26 protein-coding genes, 1 other RNA gene and 1 pseudogene are annotated in these 23033 nt (G+C 61.7%); 14 read left to right on the top strand and 14 right to left on the bottom strand.

Annotated features, from left to right (window positions below; translation table 11 throughout):
- The first annotated feature begins 59 nt into the window (after positions 1 to 59).
- Complete coding sequence (locus NKH78_RS18780; protein ID WP_352883477.1) at positions 60 to 2087, top strand: DUF3857 domain-containing protein; 2028 nt, start codon at positions 60 to 62, stop codon at positions 2085 to 2087.
- Between the two features lie 25 nt (positions 2088 to 2112).
- Here the strand turns inward: NKH78_RS18780 and NKH78_RS18775 are convergent, their stop codons facing one another.
- Positions 2113 to 3915, bottom strand: a complete 1803-nt coding sequence (locus NKH78_RS18775) for an ABC transporter transmembrane domain-containing protein (protein ID WP_352737802.1) — start codon at positions 3913 to 3915, stop codon at positions 2113 to 2115.
- 204 nt (positions 3916 to 4119) lie between these two features.
- On the opposite strand from NKH78_RS18775, the gene rpmE reads away from it, so the two are divergent.
- On the top strand, positions 4120 to 4341 hold the full coding sequence (gene rpmE / locus NKH78_RS18770) for a 50S ribosomal protein L31 (RefSeq protein ID WP_006327661.1): 222 nt from the start codon (positions 4120 to 4122) through the stop codon (positions 4339 to 4341).
- A gap of 267 nt (positions 4342 to 4608) precedes the next feature.
- Here rpmE and NKH78_RS18765 read toward each other — a convergent pair whose 3' ends face one another.
- Positions 4609 to 5250, bottom strand: coding sequence for a TetR/AcrR family transcriptional regulator (locus NKH78_RS18765; RefSeq protein WP_352687181.1), 642 nt, complete (start codon positions 5248 to 5250; stop codon positions 4609 to 4611).
- A 111-nt stretch (positions 5251 to 5361) separates the two neighbouring features.
- Here NKH78_RS18765 and NKH78_RS18760 point away from each other — a divergent pair, with 111 nt between their 5' ends.
- Together NKH78_RS18760 and NKH78_RS18755 are read left to right on the top strand one after the other, a co-directional pair.
- Entirely contained in the window at positions 5362 to 6195 is an 834-nt protein-coding gene (locus NKH78_RS18760; protein ID WP_352504929.1) for an NAD(P)H-binding protein, read from the top strand.
- 1 nt (position 6196) lies between these two features.
- Entirely contained in the window at positions 6197 to 6676 is a 480-nt protein-coding gene (locus tag NKH78_RS18755) for an anthrone oxygenase family protein (protein WP_254816440.1), read from the top strand.
- A 25-nt stretch (positions 6677 to 6701) separates the two neighbouring features.
- Here the strand turns inward: NKH78_RS18755 and NKH78_RS18750 are convergent, their stop codons facing one another.
- The 4 genes from NKH78_RS18750 to NKH78_RS18735 form a co-directional block, all read right to left on the bottom strand.
- Positions 6702 to 7013, bottom strand: a complete 312-nt coding sequence (locus tag NKH78_RS18750) for an Rdx family protein (RefSeq protein WP_352737804.1) — start codon at positions 7011 to 7013, stop codon at positions 6702 to 6704.
- A complete protein-coding gene (locus tag NKH78_RS18745; protein WP_352504928.1) occupies positions 7010 to 7804 on the bottom strand; it encodes an RDD family protein in 795 nt (264 codons plus the stop codon). The genes NKH78_RS18750 and NKH78_RS18745 overlap by 4 nt, the downstream gene beginning before the upstream one ends.
- 66 nt (positions 7805 to 7870) lie before the next feature.
- Positions 7871 to 8620: a YebC/PmpR family DNA-binding transcriptional regulator gene (locus NKH78_RS18740; protein WP_352737805.1), complete on the bottom strand. Its 750-nt coding sequence runs from the start codon at positions 8618 to 8620 to the stop codon at positions 7871 to 7873.
- 234 nt (positions 8621 to 8854) lie between these two features.
- Complete coding sequence (locus NKH78_RS18735) at positions 8855 to 9178, bottom strand: ArsR/SmtB family transcription factor (RefSeq protein WP_352737806.1); 324 nt, start codon at positions 9176 to 9178, stop codon at positions 8855 to 8857.
- Between the two features lie 52 nt (positions 9179 to 9230).
- On the opposite strand from NKH78_RS18735, the gene NKH78_RS18730 reads away from it, so the two are divergent.
- Genes NKH78_RS18730 through NKH78_RS18720 form a run of 3 tightly spaced genes read left to right on the top strand, consistent with a single transcriptional unit; the run spans position 9231 to position 10590 of the window.
- Positions 9231 to 9713, top strand: coding sequence for an SRPBCC domain-containing protein (locus NKH78_RS18730; protein ID WP_352737807.1), 483 nt, complete (start codon positions 9231 to 9233; stop codon positions 9711 to 9713).
- Positions 9714 to 9730: 17 nt separating this feature from the next.
- Entirely contained in the window at positions 9731 to 10093 is a 363-nt protein-coding gene (locus NKH78_RS18725) for a VOC family protein (RefSeq protein WP_352737808.1), read from the top strand.
- 29 nt (positions 10094 to 10122) lie between these two features.
- Positions 10123 to 10590, top strand: coding sequence for an SRPBCC family protein (locus tag NKH78_RS18720; protein ID WP_352737809.1), 468 nt, complete (start codon positions 10123 to 10125; stop codon positions 10588 to 10590).
- Positions 10591 to 10611: 21 nt separating this feature from the next.
- On the opposite strand, the gene NKH78_RS18715 is transcribed toward NKH78_RS18720, so the two are convergent.
- From NKH78_RS18715 to ssrS, 4 genes are all read right to left on the bottom strand, one after another.
- Complete coding sequence (locus NKH78_RS18715) at positions 10612 to 11376, bottom strand: TerC family protein (protein WP_254816433.1); 765 nt, start codon at positions 11374 to 11376, stop codon at positions 10612 to 10614.
- 70 nt (positions 11377 to 11446) lie between these two features.
- Complete coding sequence (locus tag NKH78_RS18710; protein WP_023678036.1) at positions 11447 to 12271, bottom strand: TIGR00282 family metallophosphoesterase; 825 nt, start codon at positions 12269 to 12271, stop codon at positions 11447 to 11449.
- A gap of 80 nt (positions 12272 to 12351) precedes the next feature.
- Positions 12352 to 12939, bottom strand: coding sequence for a 5-formyltetrahydrofolate cyclo-ligase (locus NKH78_RS18705; RefSeq protein ID WP_254816432.1), 588 nt, complete (start codon positions 12937 to 12939; stop codon positions 12352 to 12354).
- 137 nt (positions 12940 to 13076) lie between these two features.
- A non-coding RNA gene (gene ssrS / locus NKH78_RS18700) (6S RNA) lies at positions 13077 to 13232 on the bottom strand.
- Between the two features lie 176 nt (positions 13233 to 13408).
- On the opposite strand from ssrS, the gene NKH78_RS18695 reads away from it, so the two are divergent.
- The 7 genes and pseudogenes from NKH78_RS18695 to msrB all read left to right on the top strand — a co-directional run bounded on the left by NKH78_RS18695 (position 13409) and on the right by msrB (position 18007).
- On the top strand, positions 13409 to 14248 hold the full coding sequence (locus NKH78_RS18695) for an AAA family ATPase (RefSeq protein ID WP_352737810.1): 840 nt from the start codon (positions 13409 to 13411) through the stop codon (positions 14246 to 14248).
- 118 nt (positions 14249 to 14366) lie between these two features.
- A complete protein-coding gene (locus NKH78_RS18690) occupies positions 14367 to 14813 on the top strand; it encodes a GNAT family N-acetyltransferase (RefSeq protein WP_352737811.1) in 447 nt (148 codons plus the stop codon).
- A 62-nt stretch (positions 14814 to 14875) separates the two neighbouring features.
- Entirely contained in the window at positions 14876 to 15070 is a 195-nt protein-coding gene (locus tag NKH78_RS18685; RefSeq protein ID WP_126104508.1) for a type II toxin-antitoxin system HicA family toxin, read from the top strand.
- 9 nt (positions 15071 to 15079) lie between these two features.
- Entirely contained in the window at positions 15080 to 15484 is a 405-nt protein-coding gene (locus NKH78_RS18680; RefSeq protein ID WP_254816428.1) for a type II toxin-antitoxin system HicB family antitoxin, read from the top strand.
- 9 nt (positions 15485 to 15493) lie between these two features.
- Positions 15494 to 16671 (top strand): annotated as a pseudogene (locus NKH78_RS18675) (vWA domain-containing protein).
- On the top strand, positions 16672 to 17493 hold the full coding sequence (locus NKH78_RS18670) for an MBL fold metallo-hydrolase (RefSeq protein WP_352737812.1): 822 nt from the start codon (positions 16672 to 16674) through the stop codon (positions 17491 to 17493).
- Positions 17494 to 17602: 109 nt separating this feature from the next.
- Positions 17603 to 18007: a peptide-methionine (R)-S-oxide reductase MsrB gene (gene msrB, locus NKH78_RS18665; protein ID WP_352737813.1), complete on the top strand. Its 405-nt coding sequence runs from the start codon at positions 17603 to 17605 to the stop codon at positions 18005 to 18007.
- Between the two features lie 3 nt (positions 18008 to 18010).
- On the opposite strand, the gene NKH78_RS18660 is transcribed toward msrB, so the two are convergent.
- The 4 genes from NKH78_RS18660 to pyc all read right to left on the bottom strand — a co-directional run bounded on the left by NKH78_RS18660 (position 18011) and on the right by pyc (position 22994).
- Positions 18011 to 18325 carry a hypothetical protein gene (locus NKH78_RS18660; RefSeq protein ID WP_254816425.1) on the bottom strand — a complete coding sequence of 105 codons (315 nt, stop codon included), beginning with the start codon at positions 18323 to 18325 and terminating at the stop codon, positions 18011 to 18013.
- 66 nt (positions 18326 to 18391) lie between these two features.
- Entirely contained in the window at positions 18392 to 18832 is a 441-nt protein-coding gene (locus tag NKH78_RS18655) for a DUF4268 domain-containing protein (protein ID WP_254816424.1), read from the bottom strand.
- Positions 18833 to 19001: 169 nt separating this feature from the next.
- Entirely contained in the window at positions 19002 to 19262 is a 261-nt protein-coding gene (locus NKH78_RS18650) for a DUF2312 domain-containing protein (protein ID WP_023719653.1), read from the bottom strand.
- A gap of 273 nt (positions 19263 to 19535) precedes the next feature.
- Positions 19536 to 22994 (bottom strand): pyruvate carboxylase, encoded by a 3459-nt coding sequence (pyc, locus tag NKH78_RS18645; protein ID WP_352737814.1) that lies wholly within the window; start codon positions 22992 to 22994, stop codon positions 19536 to 19538.
- Positions 22995 to 23033: the final 39 nt, after the last annotated feature.

Below are 23033 nucleotides of genomic sequence, written 5' to 3'. Positions count from 1 at the left end.
AGTCTTTCTGGCCCTGCTTGGTAATTTTCATCTTATTGGTCGGTCTGAGTTCTCCGGCCATGTCCGACGACATGGTTTTCAAGGGTCCGGCAGAAAGCTGGGTAGAGCAGCTTGAAATTCCGGCTGCCGATCCCGCCCGATCGGATCAAATCAAGAATGGCGTTTCATGGCTGCTCTCGGACGACCAGATCAAGCATTGCGCCGGCGGCTATGTCGAGTACTCGCGCACCGTCTATAAGATCGTCGACCGTCCCGGCCTGGATCGTGGCGCGAGTATCGATCTGCAGTTCGATCCGTCCCGGCACAAGGTCACGCTCAACCATCTTCACATCATCCGCGATGGCGCCGTTCTGGACCGGCTGGAAGGCGTCGAATTCGACATCTTCCGCAGGGAAAGAGACGCCGAGAAAGGCGTCTTCGACGGCTGGCTGACTGCACATGTCAACATCGATGACGTGCGTGCCGGCGACATCGTCGATTACGGGTCGACCTACGAAGTAACACCGCTGGTCGGCAAGGACCTTTTCTTCAAGAATTTCGCCACCGAATGGGAAGAGCCGGTAGCGCTTATCCGCACAAGCATCATTTGGCCTTCGGGCCAGCTGCTCCAGATCAAGACAAGGGGAACCCGACTTAAGCCCTCAATCTCCCCGACTGGGCCGGACACCACTTATCTATGGGAAATTCCAAACCCGAAACCGGTCAATGTCGAGGATAACCTGCCCGTAACCTATCCAGGCTGGGGCTCCATCGATGTCGCGTCTACCGCGAATTGGCAAAGTGTGGTCGATGCCGTTGCGCCCTATTACAAGCCAGCGACCGTTTTCCCCCCGGCTTTTGCCGCAAAGCTCGACGACATCGCTCTGCGACATCCGGTGCCGGAGGACCGAATGGTCGAGGCAATGCGGTTGGTGCAGGACCAGATCCGCTATGTAAGCCTGTCGATGGGTGCCGGTTCCTACGTTCCGCGTGATCCCGCGACGGTCATCTTGAGCGGGTTCGGTGACTGCAAGGACAAGGCCCTGCTGCTGGTCTCGTCGCTTGTGCGGCTTGGCATTGCTGCCGAGGTCGCCTTGGCCGATCTCGACGAGGGACGAGCCCTGGACCAGCATCTGCCGGCGCTCCGCGATTTCGACCATGCCATAGTCAAGGCAAGGATCGGAGCAAAGACATATTGGCTGGACGCCACGAACTATCTTCAGGGCGGCACGGCGCACAATCTCGCACAGCCGGACTACGGCTTCGCGCTGCCGCTTTCCAGCACCGGCGGGTTGGAGAAGATGCCGAGCCCTGTGCTCACCAGCCCATCGATCCAGATCGCCGAGGAATTCGACTTTCCGCGCAAACCGGGCGATCCTCTGGTACTGACGGTCTTCTCGACATATGAGGACGCCGATGCCGATTGGATGCGCGGCAATTTCGCCAGCCGGTCGCTGAGCGAGGTGTCGGACGCCTACCTGAAATACTACAACAAGCAATATCCAGGCATCCAAACTATCGCCAAGCCGGAAATCGTGGATCGCCGCGACGGCAACATAGTGAGCGTGAAGGAAAGTTATCGCTTGCCGGCGGAGGCGCTGGCGGCCAACGATCTGGCAAAGAATTTCCCGATCCGCGCGGCCGATCTCGGCAACAACTCTCTTCCAACCCCGACAATCGTCGACCGAACCGGGCCCGTCTCCCTCGGCTCCCAGTTCTACCGCCGCCACAAGGTGACCGTGCGCAACCTCAAGGCGAGATTTTCCGGCGAATCGATGAAAAACGTCGTGACGCCCTATCTGTCTCTCAAGGCGTCCTGGTCCAACACGCCCACCGAATTTCAAGTTGAATGGAACTTTCAGACGCTGGCAAGCGAAGTGCCGGCCAAGGCGATTGCCGACTATCTGAAAACCGTCGATGACGTCGCAGACCAAATTCGCTGGCAGTACGATTTTACCTATGAAGAGCCGCCCGCCGATGTGCAGCTCAGCGATCCGGCAAAGGAGCAGCGACAGACCGTCGCCAGCATGCTTTTGTTGTCGTTGCTTGTCGGCGTTCCCCTGTTCATCGCCTATCGACGCGGCAAACGCCGAGCTTTCGGTAGCTGAAGAATCCCGGCCGTCGCGGGCAGACCTACTCGGCCGCGCCCCTGAAAGCATTCGCACCGGTATCGAACTGCAGCTTGGCCAGCCGCGCATAGATGCCGCCCTTGGCGACCAGGCTCTGATGCGTGCCTTCCTCGACGATGCGGCCGCCGTCCATGACCAGGATGCGATCGGCCTTCAGCACGGTTGCCAGCCGATGGGCGATGACGATCGTGGTGCGGCCCTGCATCAGCCGGTCCAGCGCCGTCTGCACCAGCGTCTCGCTTTCGGCATCGAGTGCCGAGGTCGCCTCGTCGAGCAGAAGGATCGGCGCATCGCGCAGAATGGCGCGGGCGATCGCCACGCGCTGGCGCTGGCCGCCCGACAGCGTCACGCCGCGCTCGCCGACCTGGCTGTCATAGCCTTTTTCGAGCTTCAGGATGAACTCGTCGGCAAGCGCGTCCTTCGCCGCCGCCTCGATCTCGGCCTGGCTAGCACCGGGCCGGCCAAAGCCGATATTGTCGCGCGCGCTCGCCGCAAAAATGGTGACGTCCTGCGGCACGATGGCGATGCGCGCGCGGATCGCGGCCGGATCGGCCTCGCGCAGATCGACCCCGTCGATGACGATCCTGCCGGCCTCCGGATCGTAGAAGCGCAGAAGCAGCGAAAACACCGTGCTCTTGCCGGCGCCGGATGGCCCGACGATCGCCACCGTCTCACCGGGTTTGACCTGAAAGCTCAGGCCATGGACGGCGGCGCGGTCGGGCCGGGCCGGATAGGAGAAGGAGACATCGTCGAAGCTGACCGCGCCTCTCGCCTTTGCCGGCAGCGGCTTCGGATCGGCGGGCGCCTGGATCGCGGGTTTCTCGGCCAGGATCTCGGTCAGCCGTTCGGCGGCGCCCGCTGCCTGGGACAGTTCGCCCCAGACTTCCGACAGGGCGCCGAGCGCGCCGGCGGCGAACACCGAATAGAGCAGGAATTGGCCAAGCGTGCCCGGCGACAGCGTGCCGTCGAGCACGTCGCGCGAACCGAACCACAGCACCGCCACGACCGACGAAAAGATCATGAAGATGGCGAAGAAGGTGAGAAAGGAGCGGGCAAAGATCGAGGCCCGCGCCGCTTCGAACGCTGCTTCCACGGCGGATGAAAAATACCCGGTTACAAGCTTCTCGTTGGTGAAGGCCTGCAGGGTGCGCACCGCGCCGATCTGCTCGCTGGCGTAGGCGGTGGCATTGGCCAGAGTATCCTGCGCCAGCCGTGACTTGCGCCGCACCGAGCGGCCGAAGGCGACCAGCGGCAGCACGATTAGCGGAATGGCCGCGATAACCAGGCCGGACAGTTTTGGGCTGGTGAAGACCATCATCGCCACGGCGCCGAGGCCAAGGATGACGTTGCGCAAAGCCACCGAGGCGGTGGCACCGACGGCCGATTTGACCTGCGTCGTGTCGGCGGCGAGCCGCGAGACGATCTCGCCCGACTGGGCCGTATCGAAGAAGGAGGGCGACAACGTGGTGACATGGGCAAAGACATCGCGGCGGATATCGGCAACGACGCGCTCGCCGAGCGTGATGACGAAATAGTAGCGGCTGGCAGACGCCGCCGCCAGCACGGCGGCCATCACCACCAGCATGGCGAAATATTCGGCAATGAAGCTGGAATCGGAAGCGGAAAAGCCGTGATCTATCATCCGCCGCACGGCCAGCGGCAGCGCCAGTGTCGTCGCCGCCGCGACGGCCAGCGAGGCGATCGCGCCGATGACCATTTTGCGGTAATGCATGATATAGGGAAACAGGCGCTGCAGCGGCCTCAGCGAGCGCCTGCGCTCGTCTGCATCGCCACTGATGTTCGCCATGACCCGTTTCCTTTGGCCCTTTGAGGTTTGCGCCATCAATATGCGCTTGCCGCGGCCTTGTGATTCAATTCCGGCTGATGTATAGGCTCGCCGACCGTTTTAGAAGCCGTGGCTCCTCAATAGCTGCGGCTTCGAGTTTTAAAAAGGGGCGCATCGACGCAGGCTTCAGCCCGTCGGCAGCACCCGGCAGCCAGGAACAGAACCATGAAGACCGACATCCATCCCGACTATCACACCATCAAGGTCGTCATGACCGACGGTACCGAATACATGACCCGTTCGACCTGGGGCAAGGAAGGCGATACGATGAACCTCGATATCGACCCGACCACTCATCCGGCCTGGACCGGCGGCCAGCAGACCCTGCTCGACCGCGGTGGCCGCCTGTCGAAGTTCAAGAAGCGTTTCGAAGGTTTCGGCCTCTAAGCACTGGCGTTTCGCTGATCGAGAAACCCGCCCTCGTGGCGGGTTTTTTATTGATTGGGCCTCAGCGGCAATCATCTCAGGTTTGGCGCTGCCCCTCACCCTTACCCTCTCCTCGTGAAGAACGGGGCGAGGGGTCGCCGGCGCTGGAGTTCCCCCTTCTTCCCGTCTCTAACGAGGAGAAGGTGCCGGCAGGCAGATGAGGGCCAGCGCCCCGCTTCCGCAGTTGATCGCCACCACCTAACGGCCTGTCCCTACGAGCACGGCGGCCTACCCGTCCACCAGCTCGCGCAGCGCCATTCGCTTGTAAGCGGCAACCAGCCTGTCGCCTTCTTCTCGCCCGACCGAGATCGCCAGCCGCATGGCGGCTTCGCCCAGCTGCCAGATGAGAAATGCCGTCGCTTCCAGCGCCGCCGGATCGGCAGACGGCCGCAGCCTTTTCAGCACCGCAGTGAGGAATTCGGCGTTGGCCCGGCTGTCGGCAAGCTCAAGCTCGCGCAGCGCCTTGTCGGCCTGCGTGCCCGACCAGATATCGCGCATCACCGGCTCCGCCAGGAACATTCCGTAGTAGGTATCCACCAGTTCCGAAAACGCCTTCCACAGGCCTTCGGCGTCACTGACCTCCGCCAATGCCGTGGCAATGCAGGCCTGGCTTTCCGCGGTGTAGCGCTCGGCCAGCGCCCAGATGATTGCCCGCTTGTCCGGGAAGAACTGGTAGAGCGAGCCGATCGACACGCCAGCCCTCTCGGCCACCACTCCCATGCGCATGGCGTCGCTGCCTTGCTCGGCGATCAGCGCCGAGGCGGCGGCCAGCATGCGCTCGACCCGCTCGCGGCTGCGCTGCTGGCTCGGTGCCCGGCGCGGCGATGCGATCTGGCCGTCCTGTGAATCCGATACGGCAGAGCCTTCCATCACTGTCTCCCGACGAACAATCAACAAATTGGCTTGACTCGCAAAATACGAGGGTTTATCACGTTTTGCAAATGTGAGGATTACTCACATTTCAAACTGAGGAAAATCGACATGAACCCTACTGTAACGAGACCAACTTTGATCCTCGGCGGCACCGGCAAGACCGGCCGTCGCCTCGCCGAGCGGCTGACGGCGCGGGGCCTACCGGTACGGATAGGCTCGCGCTCGGGCACGCCACCCTTCGACTGGGAAAACAAAGCCACTTGGGAACCCGCCCTTGATGGTGTCGGCGCCGTCTACATCAGCTACTATCCTGATCTTGCGGTGCCCGGCGCGGCCGACACGGTCGGCGTCTTCTCTCGCCTTGCCGTGCAGTGTGGTGTGCGCCGGCTGGTGCTGCTGTCGGGGCGCGGCGAAACGGAAGCGCAACGTGCCGAAGAGATGCTGAAAGCCTCAGGCGCCGATTGGACGATCCTGCGCTGCGCCTGGTTTTCCCAGAACTTCAGTGAGGGGTTTCTCGTGGATGCCCTGCGCGAGGGCGAGGTGGCGTTGCCGGTCGGCAATGTCGGTGAGCCATTCGTCGATGCCGACGATATCGCGGACGCCGCCTTTGCCGTACTAACCCGGCAGGGCCATATCGGCCAGCTCTACGAGTTGGCCGGGCCGCGGCTGCTGAGCTTCGCCGACGCGGTCGCCGAAATCGGCAGGGCCGTCGGCCGCGACATTCGTTTCAAGCGGATTTCACACGCCGAGTTCACCGCCGCCATCGCCGAGCATGAGTTGCCGGCCGAGTTCGCGTGGCTGCTCAACGAGCTGTTCACCGAAGTCCTCGACGGCCGCAACGAGTCGCTGACAGACGGCGTCGAGCGCGTGCTCGGCCGCGCCCCAAAGGACTTTTCCGCCTACGCAACCGAAACCGCCTCAACCGGCATCTGGAGCAACTGACATGATCATGAAACTGCTTCCCACCCTCACTTTCGTCGCTGCCATTGGCTCAGGCGTTGTCGGCGGCGTTTTCTTCGCCTTCTCCAACTTTATCATGCCGGCGCTCGGCCGCTTGCCTGCCGGAGGCGGCATCGCCGCCATGAATTCGATCAACATCACCGTGATTACGCCGGCATTCATGACCGCGCTTTTCGGCACCGGGCTGGTCTGTCTTGTCCTTGCCGCCGGCGCTCTTATCGGCTGGAGCCAACCGGGTGCATTCTGGCTCCTCGCCGGCGCCCTGATCTACCTCGTCGGCAACCCGATCGTGACGATGATGTTCAACGTGCCGCTCAACAACGCCCTGGCCGCCGTCGATCCGACAAGCGCCAACGGCGCTGCAGTATGGGCCACTTATCTCAGGGACTGGGTGATGTGGAACCATGTCCGCACCATCACCGCCATCGTGGCGCTGGGCTGCTTCATCTTCGCCTGGCGGTGAATGCAGGACGGAAGTGTAAAAGGCCTCAGGCAGGGTCTTTTGACTTATCGCCCTTGCGGTCGGCATGGCCCAGATCGCGATCCGGATCGATGACGTCGCGAACCAGTTGCTTGAGCTTTGCGGCGTCGGGGAAACCGCCGTCCCGCTTGCGGTCCCAGACCAGCGTGTCATTGCAGGAAATGGTGAAGATGCCGCCGGTGCCGGGCACCAGCGTCACTTCGCCCAGATCGGTGCCGAAGGTCGACAGCAGCTCCTGCGCCATCCAGCTGGCCCTGAGCAGCCACAGGCACTGGGTGCAATAGGTGATGCGGACGCGGGCTTTGTCTGACACGTTCATGTCTCGGTCTCATCTGCGCGAACTGTGGTTACGGCAAATCGATCGTGTATCGGGTCGTTGCCAAGAGCTATGGATATTGCGATCCAGATCGGCCAGACCATAACCAAGACCAACGCGGCGTATGCACCGACAATCTCCAGCCGGGAGAAGTCCTGCGCGACCCCAGGAGCGCTGCCCCAAGCCTGAACAGTGTACCACCCTCCCATGAACATTATGGGCAAAGCGCCGAGAAATTTCATTCCCTGCCGCCGAACAGCCTTTCGTACGGGTAGTCCGATTCTATTTTTGTCATCCTGGTCATGCACTATGAGCGCCGCGAACCGCTTGCCGATTGGCTGGCCAGAGGTCAACTCCATGACAAGGAGATAAGACGCGAGAACGACCAGTTCGAGGAAACCCAGATCCAATGCTGCCGGTCGGATATTGCCCTGCGAATCCAAATCAAATGAGATGGAGGGATTTCCTTCAGACTGTGAGCCCGAAGCCGTTCCCAGGGCCCATTCGGCGACCGTCAAACCGAACAGCGACGTTCTGCATATCTGCCAATCGTAACGGGCAAATGATGGATCACTTGCTCCGTTTAACGTAGCCGCCTGACATAGTCTCCAGTTCAACCAAAAGCTGCCTTTGACTCCGCCGTCAGTTAGCAGAAACAAACCCGCTACAAGTCCGTAAAGAGGTATCAGGACGATAAGATAGTCGATGATCGAAGCGAACAGCCGGCGCCATATGCCACCCCGGCGAGGCCAGGACATCGCGTCAGAAAAACGAGCCTCGTCAGTGTCAGTCATCCGTCCCCCATCAGTAACTGACAGCTCTAGAAGAAAGATACGTGGTCGATGCGCGGCGTTCTCAACTTACGCCGCGCTGAGCTTCGCCAAGGTCTCCTCGTCGACCTCGAAATTGGCGTAGACGCTCTGCACGTCGTCGTCGTCTTCGAGCGTCGCGACCAGCTTCATCAGCGATTGTGCCCGCTCCTCGTCGACCGCGATATTGGTCTGCGGCCTCCAGATCGGCTTCACTGATTCAGCCTCGCCGAGTGCGCCTTCCAGCGCCTTCGACACTTCGCCGAGATTCTCGAAGGCGCAATAGATCGTGTGGCCTTCCTCGTCCGACTGGACATCGTCGGCGCCGGCCTCGATCGCTGCGTCCATCACCTTCTCGGCGCTGCCGGCCGATGCCGGATAGTAGATCTCGCCGACGCGGTCCCACATGAACGAAACCGAGCCGGTCTCGCCCATCGCCCCGCCGGCTTTGGTGAAGGCAGCGCGCACATTCGACGCCGAGCGGTTGCGGTTGTCGGTCAGCACCTCGACGATCAGCGCGACGCCGCCTGGCCCGTAACCCTCGTAGCGAACGGCTTCGTAGGTCTCGGCATCGCCCATCGACGCCTTGTTGATGGCGCGCTGGATGTTGTCCTTCGGCATCGACACCGCCTTGGCGTTCTGCACCGCAAGGCGCAGGCGCGGGTTCATCGATGGATCAGGCGTGCCGCTCTTGGCGGCGACGGTGATTTCGCGCGCCAGCTTGGAAAACATTTTCGATCGCACCGCATCCTGGCGGCCCTTTCGATGCATGATGTTCTTGAACTGTGAATGGCCAGCCATGGCACCCCTGTCGTTTTCTCGGCTAGAGCATCTGCGGCCTGGTGAACCACCCGGCGCCTTGCAAAATGCTCGAATTCAAAACTTCAGAACGTCCTGCTGCGTCCGGACGGACGTACGGCGCTCTCTGTCGGAATGGCCGGCTTATAGATAAATCGGCTCAATTCGTCCAGCCGCGCCATTGCGTCGGACACGCAAGGGTCTCAAGGCCCGAAAGTGGCAGGCTTCGGCAACCTTTCATCCCTCAAGATCGGATTTCAGCCGGTCGAGGATGCTGATCGCGTGCGTGGCATATTGACTGATCCAGCGGTCGTGGATGTGCTTGATCGGCAGCGCGTTGAGATGGTTCCAGCGTTCGCGCCCCTCGCGGCGCACCACGACCAGGTCGGCCTCCTCCAGCACCTTCAGATGCAGCATGACCGTGCAGCGGTCCATGTCTGGGAAGGCATCGCACAGCATGCCGGTGGTCTGCGGCGCATCCTTCAGCCGGTCCAGCAACGCACGCCGGCGCGGATGCGCCAGCGCCTTGAAAACATCGTCGTCCTGCGCCGTGCTTGACATGTTATGTTTTTATAACATAATGCCGTTGCATTTCAAGGAAGGAGCTGTGGATATGTCTCTTGGATTCAGGGTTTCTGGCCGCATCGGCAAACCCGTCGCCGAAGTCTTCGATGCGGTCGTCAATCCGAAGAAGCTCAGCGGCTACTTCACCACGATCGGCGGCGCCAGCGCACCGCTGCTGGCGGGCGCCACCGTCATCTGGTGGGGCAAGGTTCCCGTGGAGGTCGACCAGGTGGAGAAAGACAGCCGCATCGTGCTGCGCTGGGATGCGACCGACGCCGACGGCGAGCCCGCCTACAAGACCCGCATCGAGATGAATTTCGAGCCGCTCGACGACGGCGGCACCTTCGTCACCATCGCCGAAACCGGCTGGCAAGAGGACGCGGTCGGCCTGAAGAAATCTTACCTCAATTGCGAGGGCTGGTCGCAGATGCTGGCCTGCATGAAGGCCTATGTCGAATACGGCATCAATCTGCGCGACGGCTATTACCGCAGCGAGATGAAGGGCGAGCCGGCCAACGAGAACAACATCTGAGAGCAAATGGAGTAAGAATGACCGCGAAGATCACCGGCGGCATCAACATCGCGATGAAAGTCCCGCCGCATCAATACCAGGCAACGATCGCCTTCTATCGCGACGTCATCGGCCTGAAGCCATTCACGGCCAAACCGCCGGCCGTCGGCTTCGAACTCGGTCCCAATCGACTGTGGATCGACGAGGCGCCGATGATGAACCAGGCCGAGATATGGCTGGAACTGTTCACCGATGATTTTCCGGCCGCAGCGGAGCATCTCGCCAAGGCCGGTGTCGTGCGCTGCGACGCCATCGAGGCACTGGGTGAAGGCTTTCGCGGCGGCTGGATCACCAACCCGGCCGACATCATTCACCTGGTGCGCGAACCCGATGCCTGGTGAACAGGCGGCACCGTGGAAAGGAGGACGATATGGAAATCCGCGAAACACCGACCGCCGAAGCCGGCATGCTGATAAGGCGGCCGGTCGCCGACGTATTCGAGGCCTTCGTCGATCCGGCGATCACGACGAAGTTCTGGTTCACCCATGGCAGCGACAGGTTGGACAGCGGCAAGGAAATCCATTGGGAATGGCGCATGTATGGCGTCTCGACGACGGTCAATATCCGTGAGATCGTCGAAAACAAGAAGATCGTCATGCAATGGAGCGATCCGCCGACCACGGTGGTGTGGACCTTTACCGCGATGCCGGGCGCCACGACCTTTGTCGAGGTCCGCAATTTTGGCTTTGTCGGCAGCCGCGATGAGCAGGTCACGCAGGCGATCGACTCGACCGGCGGTTTTGCGCTGGTGCTCGCCGGCGCCAAGGCGTGGCTGGAGCAAGGCGTGACGCTCAACCTGATCGGCGACCGCCATCCGAAAGGCGTGCCGGGGCATTAGGTCAGCCGCGGTGGGTCATCTTCAGTGCCCGCCGCCCTTTGCCTTCTTCCGCCGCCGCGCCAGCATGTTGAGCCCTTCGACCAGGGCCGAAAAACCCATGGCGGCGTAGATATAGCCTTTCGGCACATGGTAACCCATGCCGTCGGCGATCAGGGTCATGCCGATCATCAGCAGGAAACCCAGCGCCAGCATGACGATGCTGGGGTTCTTGGCGATGAAATCGGCCAGCGGCCCGGCCGCCAGCATCATCACGCTCACCGCCACGATCACCGCGATGTACATGATCGCGATTTCGTCGGTCATGCCGACGGCGGTGATGATCGAGTCGATCGAGAAGACGAGGTCGAGCAGCAATATCTGGAAAATCGCGCCGGCCAGCGAAAGCTGCAGCGTCTCGCCCATCATGGTGTCCTGGTGATCATCGAGATCGACCGTGTGGTGGATCTCCTTGGTCGCCTTCCAGACGAGAAACAGGCCGCCGGCGATCAGGATCAGGTCGCGCCATGAAAACCCGTGGCCGAAGGCGGTGAATATAGGCGTCGTCAGTTGGACGATGATCGAGATGGTGGCCAGCAGGATCAGCCGCATCACCAGCGCGGCGGAGATGCCGAGCCGCCGGGCGCGGGCCCGCTGCGCTACCGGCAATTTGTTGGTCAGGATCGAGATGAAGATCAGATTGTCGATGCCGAGCACGACCTCCAGCACGATCAGTGTCAGCAGCGCGACCCACGCAGTCGGGTCGGAGACAAAAGCGAAATGCGGCGCCAGGAATTCGACTAGCTGCATGGAGGTCGTCCCCTCTACGATCTAGAGCAGTTTCGCCGGCAATTGGGTATTGCAAGCGTCTATATCAATGTCACGACCAGAAGGATGGAGCCGTTTCCTCGAGCCGCGGGCCGCGGCGAAACGGCGCGATCCGTTCTGTCAGGCCGCTACGGTCGGAAATGTCGACGCCGACGCCGCACAATGTCGCCGGTCCGGTCGACGCCTCGAAGCGGCCTTTCGGCACCTTGGACAAGAACCGGTTGAGCGGCTCCTCCTTGTCCATGCCGAGCGAGGAATCGTAATCGCCGCACATGCCGGCATCGGAAATATAACCGGTGCCGCCATTGAGAATCTGGTGATCGCCGGTCGGCTGATGGGTGTGGGTGCCGACAACAAGACTGGCACGGCCGTCGACGAAATGAGCGAAGCACATTTTTTCCGAGGTCGCCTCGGCATGGAAATCGATGACGATTGCATCGGCCTGCTCGCCAAGCGGACAAGCGGCAAGTTCGCGCTCGCCGGCCTGGAACGGATCGTCTAGCTCGGGATGCATGAACACCCGACCCATGATGTTGGCGACCAGCACGCGCGCGCCGTTCCTGGCGATATAGACGCCTGAGCCGCGCCCCGGCGTACCCTTGGGGAAATTGGACGGACGCAGGAAGCGTTCTTCGCGCGGCGCGAAAATCAGCGCATCGCGCTGGTCCCAGACATGGTTGCCGGTGGTGACGACATCGGCGCCGGCCGAGATCGTCTCGCGAAAAATCTCCTCGGTGATGCCGAAGCCTCCGGCGGCGTTCTCGCCATTGACGATGACGAAGTCGAGTTTGAAATCCGAGATCAGGCCGGGCAGTTGTTCCCACACCGCCGTACGTCCTGTCTTGCCGACCATGTCGCCGAGGAAGAGAAGTCTCATATAAGCGCGATCCCGAACCGAAGGTCAGCGAAGCAAAAGCTGCATGACTTTCGGAAAAGACCATGCGTCCAGGAACTTATCTACAATTTCGGCGCGAACCGGCGCAACCCGCTCTCGGTGAGTATTTCGGGAATGATCACGTCATGCGGCTCGTCCGGCACCAGGGCCACCTCCTGGCAGTCGAAGGCAATGCCGATCAGCCGCGGCTGCTGGCCCTTGTCGGCCAGCCGCCCGATCGCCCGATCGTAATAGCCTGCGCCGTACCCGATTCGGTGCCCGCGCGCATCGAAGGCGGCAAGCGGCACCAGCATAAGCTGCGGATCGAGCACCTCGGCTTCCTCATGCGGCCCGACTGTGCCGAAACCCATGTCGATCATCGGCGCGCCGCGCACCAGTTCGCGAAAAACGATGGTGGTCTTGTCGAGGATGGCCGGTAGGCAGAGCCTTGCCCCCTTCTCGCGCAGGGCAAACATCAGCGGCCGGACGTCGACTTCCGAGCGCATCGGCCAGAAACCGGAGACGATCTGGCCCGGCTCGACCGTGATCCGATCGCGCGCCGTCTCGGCCATTTCGAGTGCTGCCTCCACACGCCAGAAAGGATCGAGCGCATCGCGGCGCCCGAGGGCTTGGTTGCGGAGATTTTTTTTCAGGTCTTTTGGGGATGCCATGCGCCGACGGTAGAAAGGGTCAGATTTGGATGGAGTGTTACGAGCGACGTTTTGGAGGAGCGGGGCGAACTTTTCGTTCGAGAGCACCGCACAAAGCGGCGCGACGACAATATCCGCCAGATGGCCTTTTCGATAGGTGACGATCCACACAACCGGTGGAGAGAGCGATCCCGGGAACCTACAAAGTAGGTGGGCGCCGTATGAGAAAACCCACGGGTCTTCCCAGGGACAGCTCCCTAGGGATCATTAAGGCCCCGGGGAAAATGTTCTCCTGCCGGGAAGCGCAGACCGTCATGCCCAATATAGGCTGACGCCAGACCAAGCGCCAGAGAGGCGACATGTTTCGACGCGTAATTCGACGCAGAACCCCTCGGCGAGGGCCGCGCCGGCAAGATCCCCGCTTCGCCAGCGACGCCTTGCACAGCGAAGGCCGCGTCCTTAGGGTCGCGCGATGAACTCGGGAGCAAAAATGCGTTTCGAAGGCACGGCGGCCTATGTTGCCGACAAGGATCTGATGGTGGCGGTCAACGCGGCGATCGCGCTTGAGCGGCCATTGCTGGTCAAGGGCGAGCCCGGCACCGGCAAGACCGAACTTGCCCGTCAGGTGGCGGCAGCGCTCGGCCTGGATCTGATCGAATGGCACGTCAAATCGACCACGCGGGCGCAGCAGGGCCTCTATGAATATGATGCCGTCTCGCGGCTGCGCGACAGTCAGCTCGGCGACGAGCGCTTCAACGACATCCGCAATTACATCAAGCGCGGCAAGCTGTGGGACGCCTTCGCCGCCGGCAAGAAGGTGGTGCTTCTGATCGACGAGATCGACAAGGCCGATATCGAATTCCCCAACGATCTGTTGCAGGAACTGGATAGGATGGAGTTCTTTGTCTACGAGACCGGCGAGACCATCCGCGCCACCGTCCGGCCGATCGTCATCATCACATCCAACAACGAAAAAGAGCTGCCGGACGCCTTCCTGCGCCGCTGCTTCTTCCACTACATCCGCTTTCCCGACGTCGAGACGCTGCACAAAATTGTCGACGTGCACTATCCCGGCATCAAGCAGAACCTGGTGCGCGCCGCACTCACGCAATTCTATGAAATCCGCGATGTGCCGGGCCTCAAGAAGAAGCCGTCGACCTCCGAGGCACTCGACTGGATCCGCCTGCTGGTTGCCGACGACATCGCGCCCGAGGATCTGCGCGCCGACGCGAGGAACGCGCTGCCCAAGCTGCACGGTGCGCTTTTGAAGAACGAACAGGACGTGCATCTGTTCGAGCGCCTGGCCTTCATGGCGAGACGGCAAGGGTGAAGGGCCGGTCAGTCGGAAGCCGACGAAAGCCCCCGGACAGTGCTTTCCCGTCGCTGGACCGTTGCCCTTGGCCAGGCACGGAGGCAGCTTCGGGTTGCCGACCTCAGAGGGAAACGAAATGACCGAGATCACCGTCCGCCCATTGGCGCAATCCGACCATACCGACTGGCGACGTCTGTGGACCGCCTATCTCACCTTCTACGAAACCAAGCTGCCGGAAGAGGTTTACGCCGTCACCTGGAAGCGGCTGTTCACGGCGGGCGAGTTCGAGCCGAAAGGTTTCATCGCCACCCTCGACGGCAAGGCCGTCGGCCTGACGCACTATCTCTACCATCGCTCCTGCTGGTCGGAGATAAACAACTGTTATCTGCAGGACCTGTTCGCCGACCCCGATGTGCGCGGCAAGGGCGTCGGCGCCGCCCTGATCGAAGCGGTCAAGCAGGAAGCCGGCAAGATCGGTGTCAAGAACGTCTACTGGATGACCCACGAGACCAACACCACCGCACGCAAGCTCTACGACCACGTGGCGCGCAGGACCGGCTTCATCGAATATGATTTGATGTGATGGCTGCTGACGATTGAAATGGCCACTGTTGCGCAATATATTGCGCATGATCAGGACTGCCCGTGCCGCTGATCGAGACCAACACGCGCAAGATTGTCACGAGGCTTTTACGTGACGGCTGGGTGAACGTAGGCGGCGGCAAACACGAGAAATACGAGCATCCGGAAAGGCCGGAGATCATGATCATTGTGCCGCGGCATCGCGAACAATCTCTGGGTGTTGCGCGGTCGATCGCCCGGCTTGCTGGATGGATTTAAGGACGAATCATGACGCACTATGTCGGAATTCTTGACGGCGCAGATGAAGTCTGGGGAGTGCGGGTGCCTGATCTTCCCGGATGTCACGGCGGTGGCGCAAGTCCCGAAGAGGCGATAGCCGATGCGACTTCTGCCGTTCGCGAATGGGCAGAGACACGAATGGCGAAGAACTTGCCCTTGCCCGCCGCGCGCACTGTGGCAGATCTGCTCCGACTGGGCGAAGTCGATAGCGCTGCCGGTGAATCCGCCGTGATGATCCCTGTGCTGATCGATTCCGGACGGCCTGTCCGGGCCAATCTGTCGCTCGACGCAGGTCTTTTGGCGGCAATCGACGAAGAAGCGGGTCGGCGTGGTCTGACGCGTTCCGCCTTTATCGCCAGCGCCGCACGGGAGAAGATCGAGGGACACAGATAAAATCGGACCATGTTCATCCCCTTCTTCCTCGAACTGAAGGCAGCGCGGGTTCCGGTCTCGCTCCGCGAATATCTGTCGCTGCTGGAGGGGTTGGAAGCCGGGCTGGTCGACTATGACGTCGAGGGCTTTTACTACCTCGCCCGCGCCGCGCTGGTGAAGGACGAGCGCCACATCGACCGCTTCGACCAGGTCTTTTCGCACATCTTCAAAGGTGTCGAGACGCTGGCTGGCGAAAAGCCGGTCGATGTCGCAAACATCCCGGAAGGCTCGCCGAAAAGCACCTGACCGATGAGGAGAAGAAGCTGGTCGAGGCGCTGGGCGGCTTCGAAAAGCTGATGGAGACACTGAAGAAACGACTGGAGGAACAAAAGGGCCGGCATCAGGGCGGTTCGAAATGGATCGGCACCGGCGGCACCTCGCCCTTCGGCGCCTATAGCTACAATCCCGAAGGCGTGCGCATCGGCCAGCATGAAAGTCGCAACCGCCGTGCGGCAAAAGTCTGGGACAAACGCGAGTTCAGGAATTTCGATGACGCCGTCGAACTCGGCACCCGCAACATCAAGGTCGCGCTGAAGCGCTTGCGCCGCTGGGTGCGCGAAGGCGCCGAAGAGGAGTTCGACCTACCCGGCACCATCCACGCCACCGCCGAGCGCGGCTATCTTGACATCAAGACACAACCCGAACGTCGCAATGCCGTGAAGCTGCTGATGTTCTTCGATGTCGGCGGCTCGATGGACGACCATGTCAGCAGTGTCGAGGAGCTATTCTCGGCCGCCCGCGCCGAATTCCGCCAGCTCGAATATTTCTACTTCCACAACTGCCTCTACGAAGGGGTATGGAGGGACAATCGCCGCCGCCATGCCGAGGTGATTCCGACCTTCGACCTCATCCATAAATATGGCCCCGACTACAAGGTGATCGTCGTCGGCGACGCCTCGATGAGCCCCTATGAGATCGGCCAACCCGGCGGCTCGGTCGAGCACTGGAACCAGGAGGCCGGTGCCGTGTGGCTCGGCAGGCTGCTGCAGCAATGGCCGAACGCCATTTGGCTCAATCCGGAAGACGCGAAGAACTGGGGCTATACCCATTCTATTGCCATGATCCGCGATATCTTTGGCGGCCGCATGTTTCCGCTGACGCTCGCCGGCCTCGAAGCCGCGACGAAGCAACTTTCAAGGAAGCACTGAATGGACCCACGCAAAACAGGACGGTCGACCTGTTTCCTTTGCCTGCAATGCGGTGTCCAGTTCGCGGCGACAGCGACGCCGCGGCAACATTGCCCGATCTGCGAAGACGAGCGGCAATATGTGCGCTGGGAGGGCCAGGCCTGGACCACGCCGGAAGAGCTCGCAGGCGGGCACCGGGTCGTGATCAAGGATGATGCCGGCGTGCTCGCCTTCGGCATAGAGCCGCGCTTCGGCATCGGCCAGCGGGCGTTGCTGGCGCAAACGCCGCACGGCAATGTGCTGTGGGACTGCATCTCGATGGTCAGCGACGACGCGGTGGCCGAGATCAACCGCCGGGGCGGCCTGGCCGCCATCGCCATTTCGCACTGCCATTATTATTCGGCAATGGTCGAGTGGAGCGAGGCGTTTGGCGGCGTGCCGATTTATCTGCACGCCGATGATCGTCAGTGGATCATGCGGCCGCATCCGGCGATCATCAGCTGGGAAGGCGAAACGCGCGCCATTAACCCGTCGCTGACGCTCATCCGCTGCGGCGGCCACTTTGCCGGTGGCCAGGTGCTGCACTGGAAGCGCGACAGCGGCAATGCCATGCTGGCCGGCGACATCCTGCAGGTGACGCCTACGCGCCGTCATGTCAGCTTCATGTACAGCTACCCGAACTATATCCCGCTCAACGCGACGAAAGTGCTCGGCATCAAGGCCGCGCTGGAGCCTTTCACGTTCGACCATATCTACGGCGCATGGTGGAACCAGAATGTCATCGGAGACGCAAAGGCGGCATTTTCAGCATCGGTTGCGCGCTATCTCGCGGCCCTCGCCTGAGGAATTCGTCGCAGCAGGATAGGAAATACGAGCAAACGCCGTAACAAATGCCTATTTCAAGCGAAGTTGGGAAGGCAACCCAAATAGCGACATAAGCTAAGAGGAAAAAATGGACAGCCACACCTACCCCGTTACCCGCACCGATGCCGAATGGCGCGCCCGGCTGACGCCCGAGCAATATGCGGTGATGCGCAACCATGGCACCGAGCGGCCGGGAAGCTGCGCCCTGCTGCACGAGAAGCGCGCCGGCACCTTCTCCTGTGTCGGCTGCGACCAGCCCTTGTTTGAATCCAACCTGAAATTCGAGAGCGGCACCGGCTGGCCGAGCTTCAACGATCCCGTGCCGGGCTCGGTCGAGACCACCGTCGACCGCAGCTACGGCATGGTCCGTACCGAGTGCCATTGCGCCCGCTGCGGCAGCCATCTCGGCCATGTCTTCGAGGACGGCCCGCCGCCGACCGGCCTGCGCTATTGCATCAACGGCGTGGCGCTCAAATTCGAGCCGGCCGCCTGATCGTCAGGCCACGACCACCAGGATCAGCCACAACGTCGCGCCAAGCGTCATCAGCGAGGCCTTGGCGCCACTCGATTTTCCGGCAGTTCGCCAAACGGCAAAGGTCAGGAAGATATTATAGGGCACCGGCGCGAAATGCACCGCCAGGACTAGCGCAAGCGGCAGCTTCAGCCCAAGCAGAATGAGTGCCGCCACCGACAACGCGACGTTGATCGCTGTGCCGACAACGACCATGTCGCGCCAGAACAGCCGATCGAGCGGCACGCCGCCCAGCCAGCGTGAGCGGAAGAAGGCGGCAACGCGCGACATGATCGTCATCGATCGACCGGCTCCCTCGCTCTGCTCACCAGAGCGGTTCTAAGGATTGCGTCTGGAAATCCTGCTTTATTCCTGACCCAGAACTTCGGCAATCGCGCGCTCGAAACGTGAGGCTTCCGTAACCAGCCAGTCGGTCATCGCCGGCCAATTGTCTTCGGCAAAACAATTCACCCGCCACATCGAATTGATGCCGAGGCCGTCGCAACTTTGTTCTGGCCTGAGCTTCAGCCTGTCTTCGATGGCCGGCTGGAACGGCTTCAACCGTGACCAGGCTTGCGTGGCACCGAGTTTCTCGTTGCGGCCGAAGAAGACGCCGACATGATTGTGCGCAGGCGCGACATACATGGAAATGACCAATGCGAAGTCGGGCAGCCCACGCTGCCAGAACCACGGTCCGCGCCTCGCCAGCAGAGCCCTTTCATCCGGATGCCGTTCCGCGAACAGCGTCCAGAAGCTGCGTTGGCGGAATTCAGAGGCGCGGCGGGCGCCAAAATCGAATTCGCTCATGGTTCGATGCCCGCTCCAGCATCAGGCCAAGACTGTTTCGAAATTCGCTCTGGCGAGTCATATGGTGGTGGTTTCGAGAACCGGAGCGCAGCGGACTTTTAGGTCCGTGAGCATCGGAAGCGCCGAAACACCATCGGATCGCCGCCGGAGTAGAATTTCCAGACAGTCTCTACACCATTCCAAGCGCGGCCTTGTAGAGGTCGAGAATGGATTCCTCTTCCTGCCGCTCGGCCTGGTCCTTCTTGCGCAGCCGGATGATCGACCGCATCGCCTTGGTATCGAAGCCGGTGCCCTTGGCCTCTGCGAACACTTCCTTGATGTCGTCGGCAATCGTCTTCTTCTCTTCCTCGAGCCGCTCGATGCGTTCGATGAAGGCGCGCAACTGGCCGGCGGCAACAGTCTGGCTGGTCTCGGTGATGTCGTCGGCCATATTCTTCTCTCCGCGTCGTTTCTCGCCGCGACTCGGGGAGACCCGAGCGGCGAATTGCAGCGGTTCGATGCCCGACCGGGCGCGGCGGGTCAAGGTGCTATCGATGCGGCATGAAGGGGTTGGGCACGCCTTAAGGTGTGTTGAGATTCAGGTCAGGCCGAGCCGAAAACGATGGCTGCCGAGAACCGGAGCGGAGCGTACCTGAGTACGTGAGCACCGGAAGCGCAGGAAGCCGGCGTTTACAGGCCGGCATCACCTGAATATCAGCACACCTTACCCGAATGCGATCAGCAGATCCTTTGCATCGATCTGGTCGCCGGCCTTGACCAGCACCTCGGCTATGGTGCCGTCGCGTTCGGCATGCAACGCCGTTTCCATTTTCATCGCTTCGATCGACAGCAGCACGTCGCCGGCCTTTACCGCCTGGCCGGCAACGACCGCAAGCGCCGAGACGACGCCAGGCATCGGCGCGCCGACATGCGCCTCATTGCCCGGCTCCGCCTTGCGCCGTACCTTGGCAGCGGAGGCGCCATGCGCCCGGTCCGGCACCTTCACCCGGCGCGGCTGCCCGTTGAGCTCGAAGAACACGGTGACCATGCCCTTTTCGTCGACATCGCCCATGGCAAGGCAGCGCACCACCAGCGTCTTGCCTTTTTCAATATCGACGAAAATCTCGTCTTCCGGCTTCATGCCGTAGAAATAGGTCGGGGTCGGCAGCACGCTGACCGGCCCGTAGGTCTCCTGCGCGGTTGCAAAATCGGAAAACACCTTCGGATACATCAGCCACGACGCGAACTCGAACTCACTAAGCTTGCGCTCGAGTTTTTGCTCGACCTCCGTGCGACTGGCCTTGAGGTCCGCCGGTTTGAGCAGCGAACCCGGCCGCACCGTGATCGGCTTTTCGCCCTTCAGCACCTTCTTCTGCAATGGCTTTGGCCAGCCGCCCGGCGACTGGCCGAGATCGCCGCGCAACATCGACACCACCGAATCCGGGAAGGCGATGTCCCGCGCCGGATTCTCGACGTCGGCGACGGTCAGGTCCTGGCTGACCATCATCAGCGCCATGTCGCCGACGACCTTGGACGACGGCGTCACCTTGACGATGTCGCCGAACATCAGATTGACGTCGTGATAGGTCTGCGCCACTTCGTGCCAACGTGTCTCCAGCCCGAGCGAGCGCGCCTGTTCCTTGAGGTTGGTGAACTGCCCGCCCGGCATTTCATGCAGATAGACCTCCGATGCCGGCCCCTTCAGGTCGCTTTCGAAGGCGGCGTACTGGTTGCGCACCGCCTCCCAGTAGAACGAGATGTTCCTGATCCATTGCGGGTCGAGGCCCGGATCGCGCTCGGTGCCTTTCAGCGCCTCGACGATCGAACCCAGGCACGGCTGCGAGGTGTTGCCCGATAGCGAATCCATCGCCGCGTCGATGGCGTCGACGCCGCTCTCCACCGCCGCCAGCACGGTTGCCGCCGACAGGCCGGATGTATCGTGGGTGTGGAAGTGGATCGGCAGGTCCGTCGTCTCGCGCAGCGCCTTGAACAGCACGCGGGCCGCCGCCGGTTTCAAAAGCCCGGCCATATCCTTGACGGCGATGATATGGGCGCCTGCCGACTGCAATTCCCTGGCCAGGCCGACATAATATTTCAGATCGTATTTGGCCCGCGCCGGATCGAGTATGTCGCCGGTATAACAGATCGCCGCTTCGATCAGCTTGCCCTCGGCGCCGACCGCATCCATGGCGACCCGCATGTTCTCGACCCAGTTCAGGCAGTCGAAGACGCGGAACAGGTCAATGCCGCCGACAGCGGCCTGGCGGACGAAATGCTGGACGACGTTGTCGGGATAGTTGGTATAGCCAACGCCATTGGCGCCGCGCAGAAGCATCTGCAGAAGAAGGTTGGGTGCCGCCTCGCGCACTTTGCTCAGCCGCTCCCATGGGTCTTCGGTGAGAAAGCGCATGGCGACGTCGAATGTGGCGCCGCCCCAGCATTCGAGCGACAAAAGCTGCGGCAGAGCACGCGCATAGGTGCCGGCAATTCCGGCAATGTCATAGGTGCGCACACGCGTCGCGAGCAAGGATTGATGCCCGTCGCGCATTGTCGTGTCGGTGACCAGCACCTCTTTTTGCTCGCGCATCCACGCGGCGAATTTCTCCGGCCCGAGCACGTCGAGCTTCTGCTTGCTGCCTTGAGGCACATTGCCGTCGAGATATGGCACCACTGGTGGCGCCGCATCGGCCTTTGGCTGCGGCCGGCCGCGCGTCTCGGGATGGCCATTGACCGAAACATCGGCAAGATAGTTGAGCAGCTTGGTCGCGCGGTCCTGCCGCTTCACACTGGCGAACAGTTCCGGCGTCGTGTCGATGAACTTGGTGGTGTAGGAATTGTCGGCGAAGCTCGGGTGATTGATGATCGCCTCGAGGAAGGTGAGATTGGTCGCCACGCCGCGGATACGGAATTCGCGCAGCGCCCGGTTCATGCGGGCAATGGTCTCGGCCGGCGTCGGCGCCCACGCCGTCACCTTTTCCAGCAGCGGATCGTAGAAGCGGGTGATCACCGCGCCCGAATAGGCGGTGCCCCCATCAAGGCGGATGCCGAAGCCGGTGGCACCGCGATAGGCGGTGATGCGGCCATAATCGGGGATGAAATTATGTTCGGGATCTTCCGTGGTGATGCGGCACTGCAGGGCGTGACCGTTGAGCCTGATGTCCTTTTGCGCCGGCACGCCCGATTCCGCCGTGCCGATGGCAAAGCCGTCGAGGATATGGATCTGCGCCTTGACGATGTCGATGCCGGTCACCTGTTCGGTGACGGTGTGCTCGACCTGGATGCGCGGATTGACCTCGATGAAATAGAATTTTCCGGTGTCGGCATCCTGCAGGAACTCGACCGTGCCGGCGCCGATATAGCTGGTTTGGCGCGCAATTCTCAGCGCGTAGCCGCAAAGCTCTTCGCGTTGTGACATTTCGAGATACGGCGCCGGCGCCCGCTCAACCACTTTCTGGTTGCGGCGCTGGATCGAACAATCGCGTTCGAAGAGGTGCACGGCGTTGCCTTGGCAGTCGCCCAGCACCTGCACCTCGACATGGCGGGCGCGCTCGATCAGCTTTTCGAGATAGACCTCGTCCTTGCCGAAAGCCGCCTTCGCCTCACGCTTGCCTTCCATGACCTCGCGGGCGAGATCGGCCTCGGAGCGGATGGCGCGCATGCCGCGGCCGCCGCCGCCCCAGGATGCCTTGAGCATCACCGGGTAGCCGATCGTCGTGGCGAGTTCCCTTACCGCCGCCATGTCGTCCGGCAAGGGATCGGTAGCGGGAATTACCGGCACGCCGACTTCGATCGCGAGATTGCGCGCGGCGACCTTGTTGCCCAGCCTGCGCATCGTATCGGGCTTTGGCCCGATGAAGATGATGCCGGCCCTGGCGCAGGCCTCGGCGAATTCCGGGCTCTCCGACAGCAGCCCGTACCCCGGATGGATGGCGTCGGCACCCGAAAGCCTGGCGACGCGGATAACCTCCTCGATCGACAGATAGCTTTCGATCGGCCCCATATCCCTGGCCAGATGCGGCCCGCGCCCGACCTGGTAACTTTCGTCGGCCTTGAAGCGATGCAGGGAGTATTTGTCCTCCTCTGCCCAGATCGCCACGGTTTTAAGGCCGAGCTCATTGGCCGCGCGGAAGACGCGGATGGCTATTTCGGAGCGGTTGGCGACAAGGATCTTCGAGATTGCCAAGGACAGGGCTCCGGATGCGGGGAAGGGAACTGCCGGACA

The sequence above is a fragment of the Mesorhizobium sp. M0910 genome (assembly GCF_040319465.1).
GTDB lineage: Bacteria > Pseudomonadota > Alphaproteobacteria > Rhizobiales > Rhizobiaceae > Mesorhizobium.
This window is presented reverse-complemented; position numbering and strand designations above follow the sequence as displayed.

Bases quoted from the DNA above. Each gene is read 5' to 3' on its own strand.
- NKH78_RS18780 (WP_352883477.1), top strand. From the start codon at position 60: ATGTCCGACGACATGGTTTTCAAGGGTCCGGCAGAAAGCTGGGTAGAG.
- NKH78_RS18775 (WP_352737802.1), bottom strand. From the start codon at position 3,915: ATGGCGAACATCAGTGGCGATGCAGACGAGCGCAGGCGCTCGCTGAGG.
- rpmE (WP_006327661.1), top strand. From the start codon at position 4,120: ATGAAGACCGACATCCATCCCGACTATCACACCATCAAGGTCGTCATG.
- NKH78_RS18765 (WP_352687181.1), bottom strand. From the start codon at position 5,250: ATGGAAGGCTCTGCCGTATCGGATTCACAGGACGGCCAGATCGCATCG.
- NKH78_RS18760 (WP_352504929.1), top strand. From the start codon at position 5,362: ATGAACCCTACTGTAACGAGACCAACTTTGATCCTCGGCGGCACCGGC.
- NKH78_RS18755 (WP_254816440.1), top strand. From the start codon at position 6,197: ATGATCATGAAACTGCTTCCCACCCTCACTTTCGTCGCTGCCATTGGC.
- NKH78_RS18750 (WP_352737804.1), bottom strand. From the start codon at position 7,013: ATGAACGTGTCAGACAAAGCCCGCGTCCGCATCACCTATTGCACCCAG.
- NKH78_RS18745 (WP_352504928.1), bottom strand. From the start codon at position 7,804: ATGACTGACACTGACGAGGCTCGTTTTTCTGACGCGATGTCCTGGCCT.
- NKH78_RS18740 (WP_352737805.1), bottom strand. From the start codon at position 8,620: ATGGCTGGCCATTCACAGTTCAAGAACATCATGCATCGAAAGGGCCGC.
- NKH78_RS18735 (WP_352737806.1), bottom strand. From the start codon at position 9,178: ATGTCAAGCACGGCGCAGGACGACGATGTTTTCAAGGCGCTGGCGCAT.
- NKH78_RS18730 (WP_352737807.1), top strand. From the start codon at position 9,231: ATGTCTCTTGGATTCAGGGTTTCTGGCCGCATCGGCAAACCCGTCGCC.
- NKH78_RS18725 (WP_352737808.1), top strand. From the start codon at position 9,731: ATGACCGCGAAGATCACCGGCGGCATCAACATCGCGATGAAAGTCCCG.
- NKH78_RS18720 (WP_352737809.1), top strand. From the start codon at position 10,123: ATGGAAATCCGCGAAACACCGACCGCCGAAGCCGGCATGCTGATAAGG.
- NKH78_RS18715 (WP_254816433.1), bottom strand. From the start codon at position 11,376: ATGCAGCTAGTCGAATTCCTGGCGCCGCATTTCGCTTTTGTCTCCGAC.
- NKH78_RS18710 (WP_023678036.1), bottom strand. From the start codon at position 12,271: ATGAGACTTCTCTTCCTCGGCGACATGGTCGGCAAGACAGGACGTACG.
- NKH78_RS18705 (WP_254816432.1), bottom strand. From the start codon at position 12,939: ATGGCATCCCCAAAAGACCTGAAAAAAAATCTCCGCAACCAAGCCCTC.
- NKH78_RS18695 (WP_352737810.1), top strand. From the start codon at position 13,409: ATGCGTTTCGAAGGCACGGCGGCCTATGTTGCCGACAAGGATCTGATG.
- NKH78_RS18690 (WP_352737811.1), top strand. From the start codon at position 14,367: ATGACCGAGATCACCGTCCGCCCATTGGCGCAATCCGACCATACCGAC.
- NKH78_RS18680 (WP_254816428.1), top strand. From the start codon at position 15,080: ATGACGCACTATGTCGGAATTCTTGACGGCGCAGATGAAGTCTGGGGA.
- NKH78_RS18670 (WP_352737812.1), top strand. From the start codon at position 16,672: ATGGACCCACGCAAAACAGGACGGTCGACCTGTTTCCTTTGCCTGCAA.
- msrB (WP_352737813.1), top strand. From the start codon at position 17,603: ATGGACAGCCACACCTACCCCGTTACCCGCACCGATGCCGAATGGCGC.
- NKH78_RS18660 (WP_254816425.1), bottom strand. From the start codon at position 18,325: ATGACGATCATGTCGCGCGTTGCCGCCTTCTTCCGCTCACGCTGGCTG.
- NKH78_RS18655 (WP_254816424.1), bottom strand. From the start codon at position 18,832: ATGAGCGAATTCGATTTTGGCGCCCGCCGCGCCTCTGAATTCCGCCAA.
- NKH78_RS18650 (WP_023719653.1), bottom strand. From the start codon at position 19,262: ATGGCCGACGACATCACCGAGACCAGCCAGACTGTTGCCGCCGGCCAG.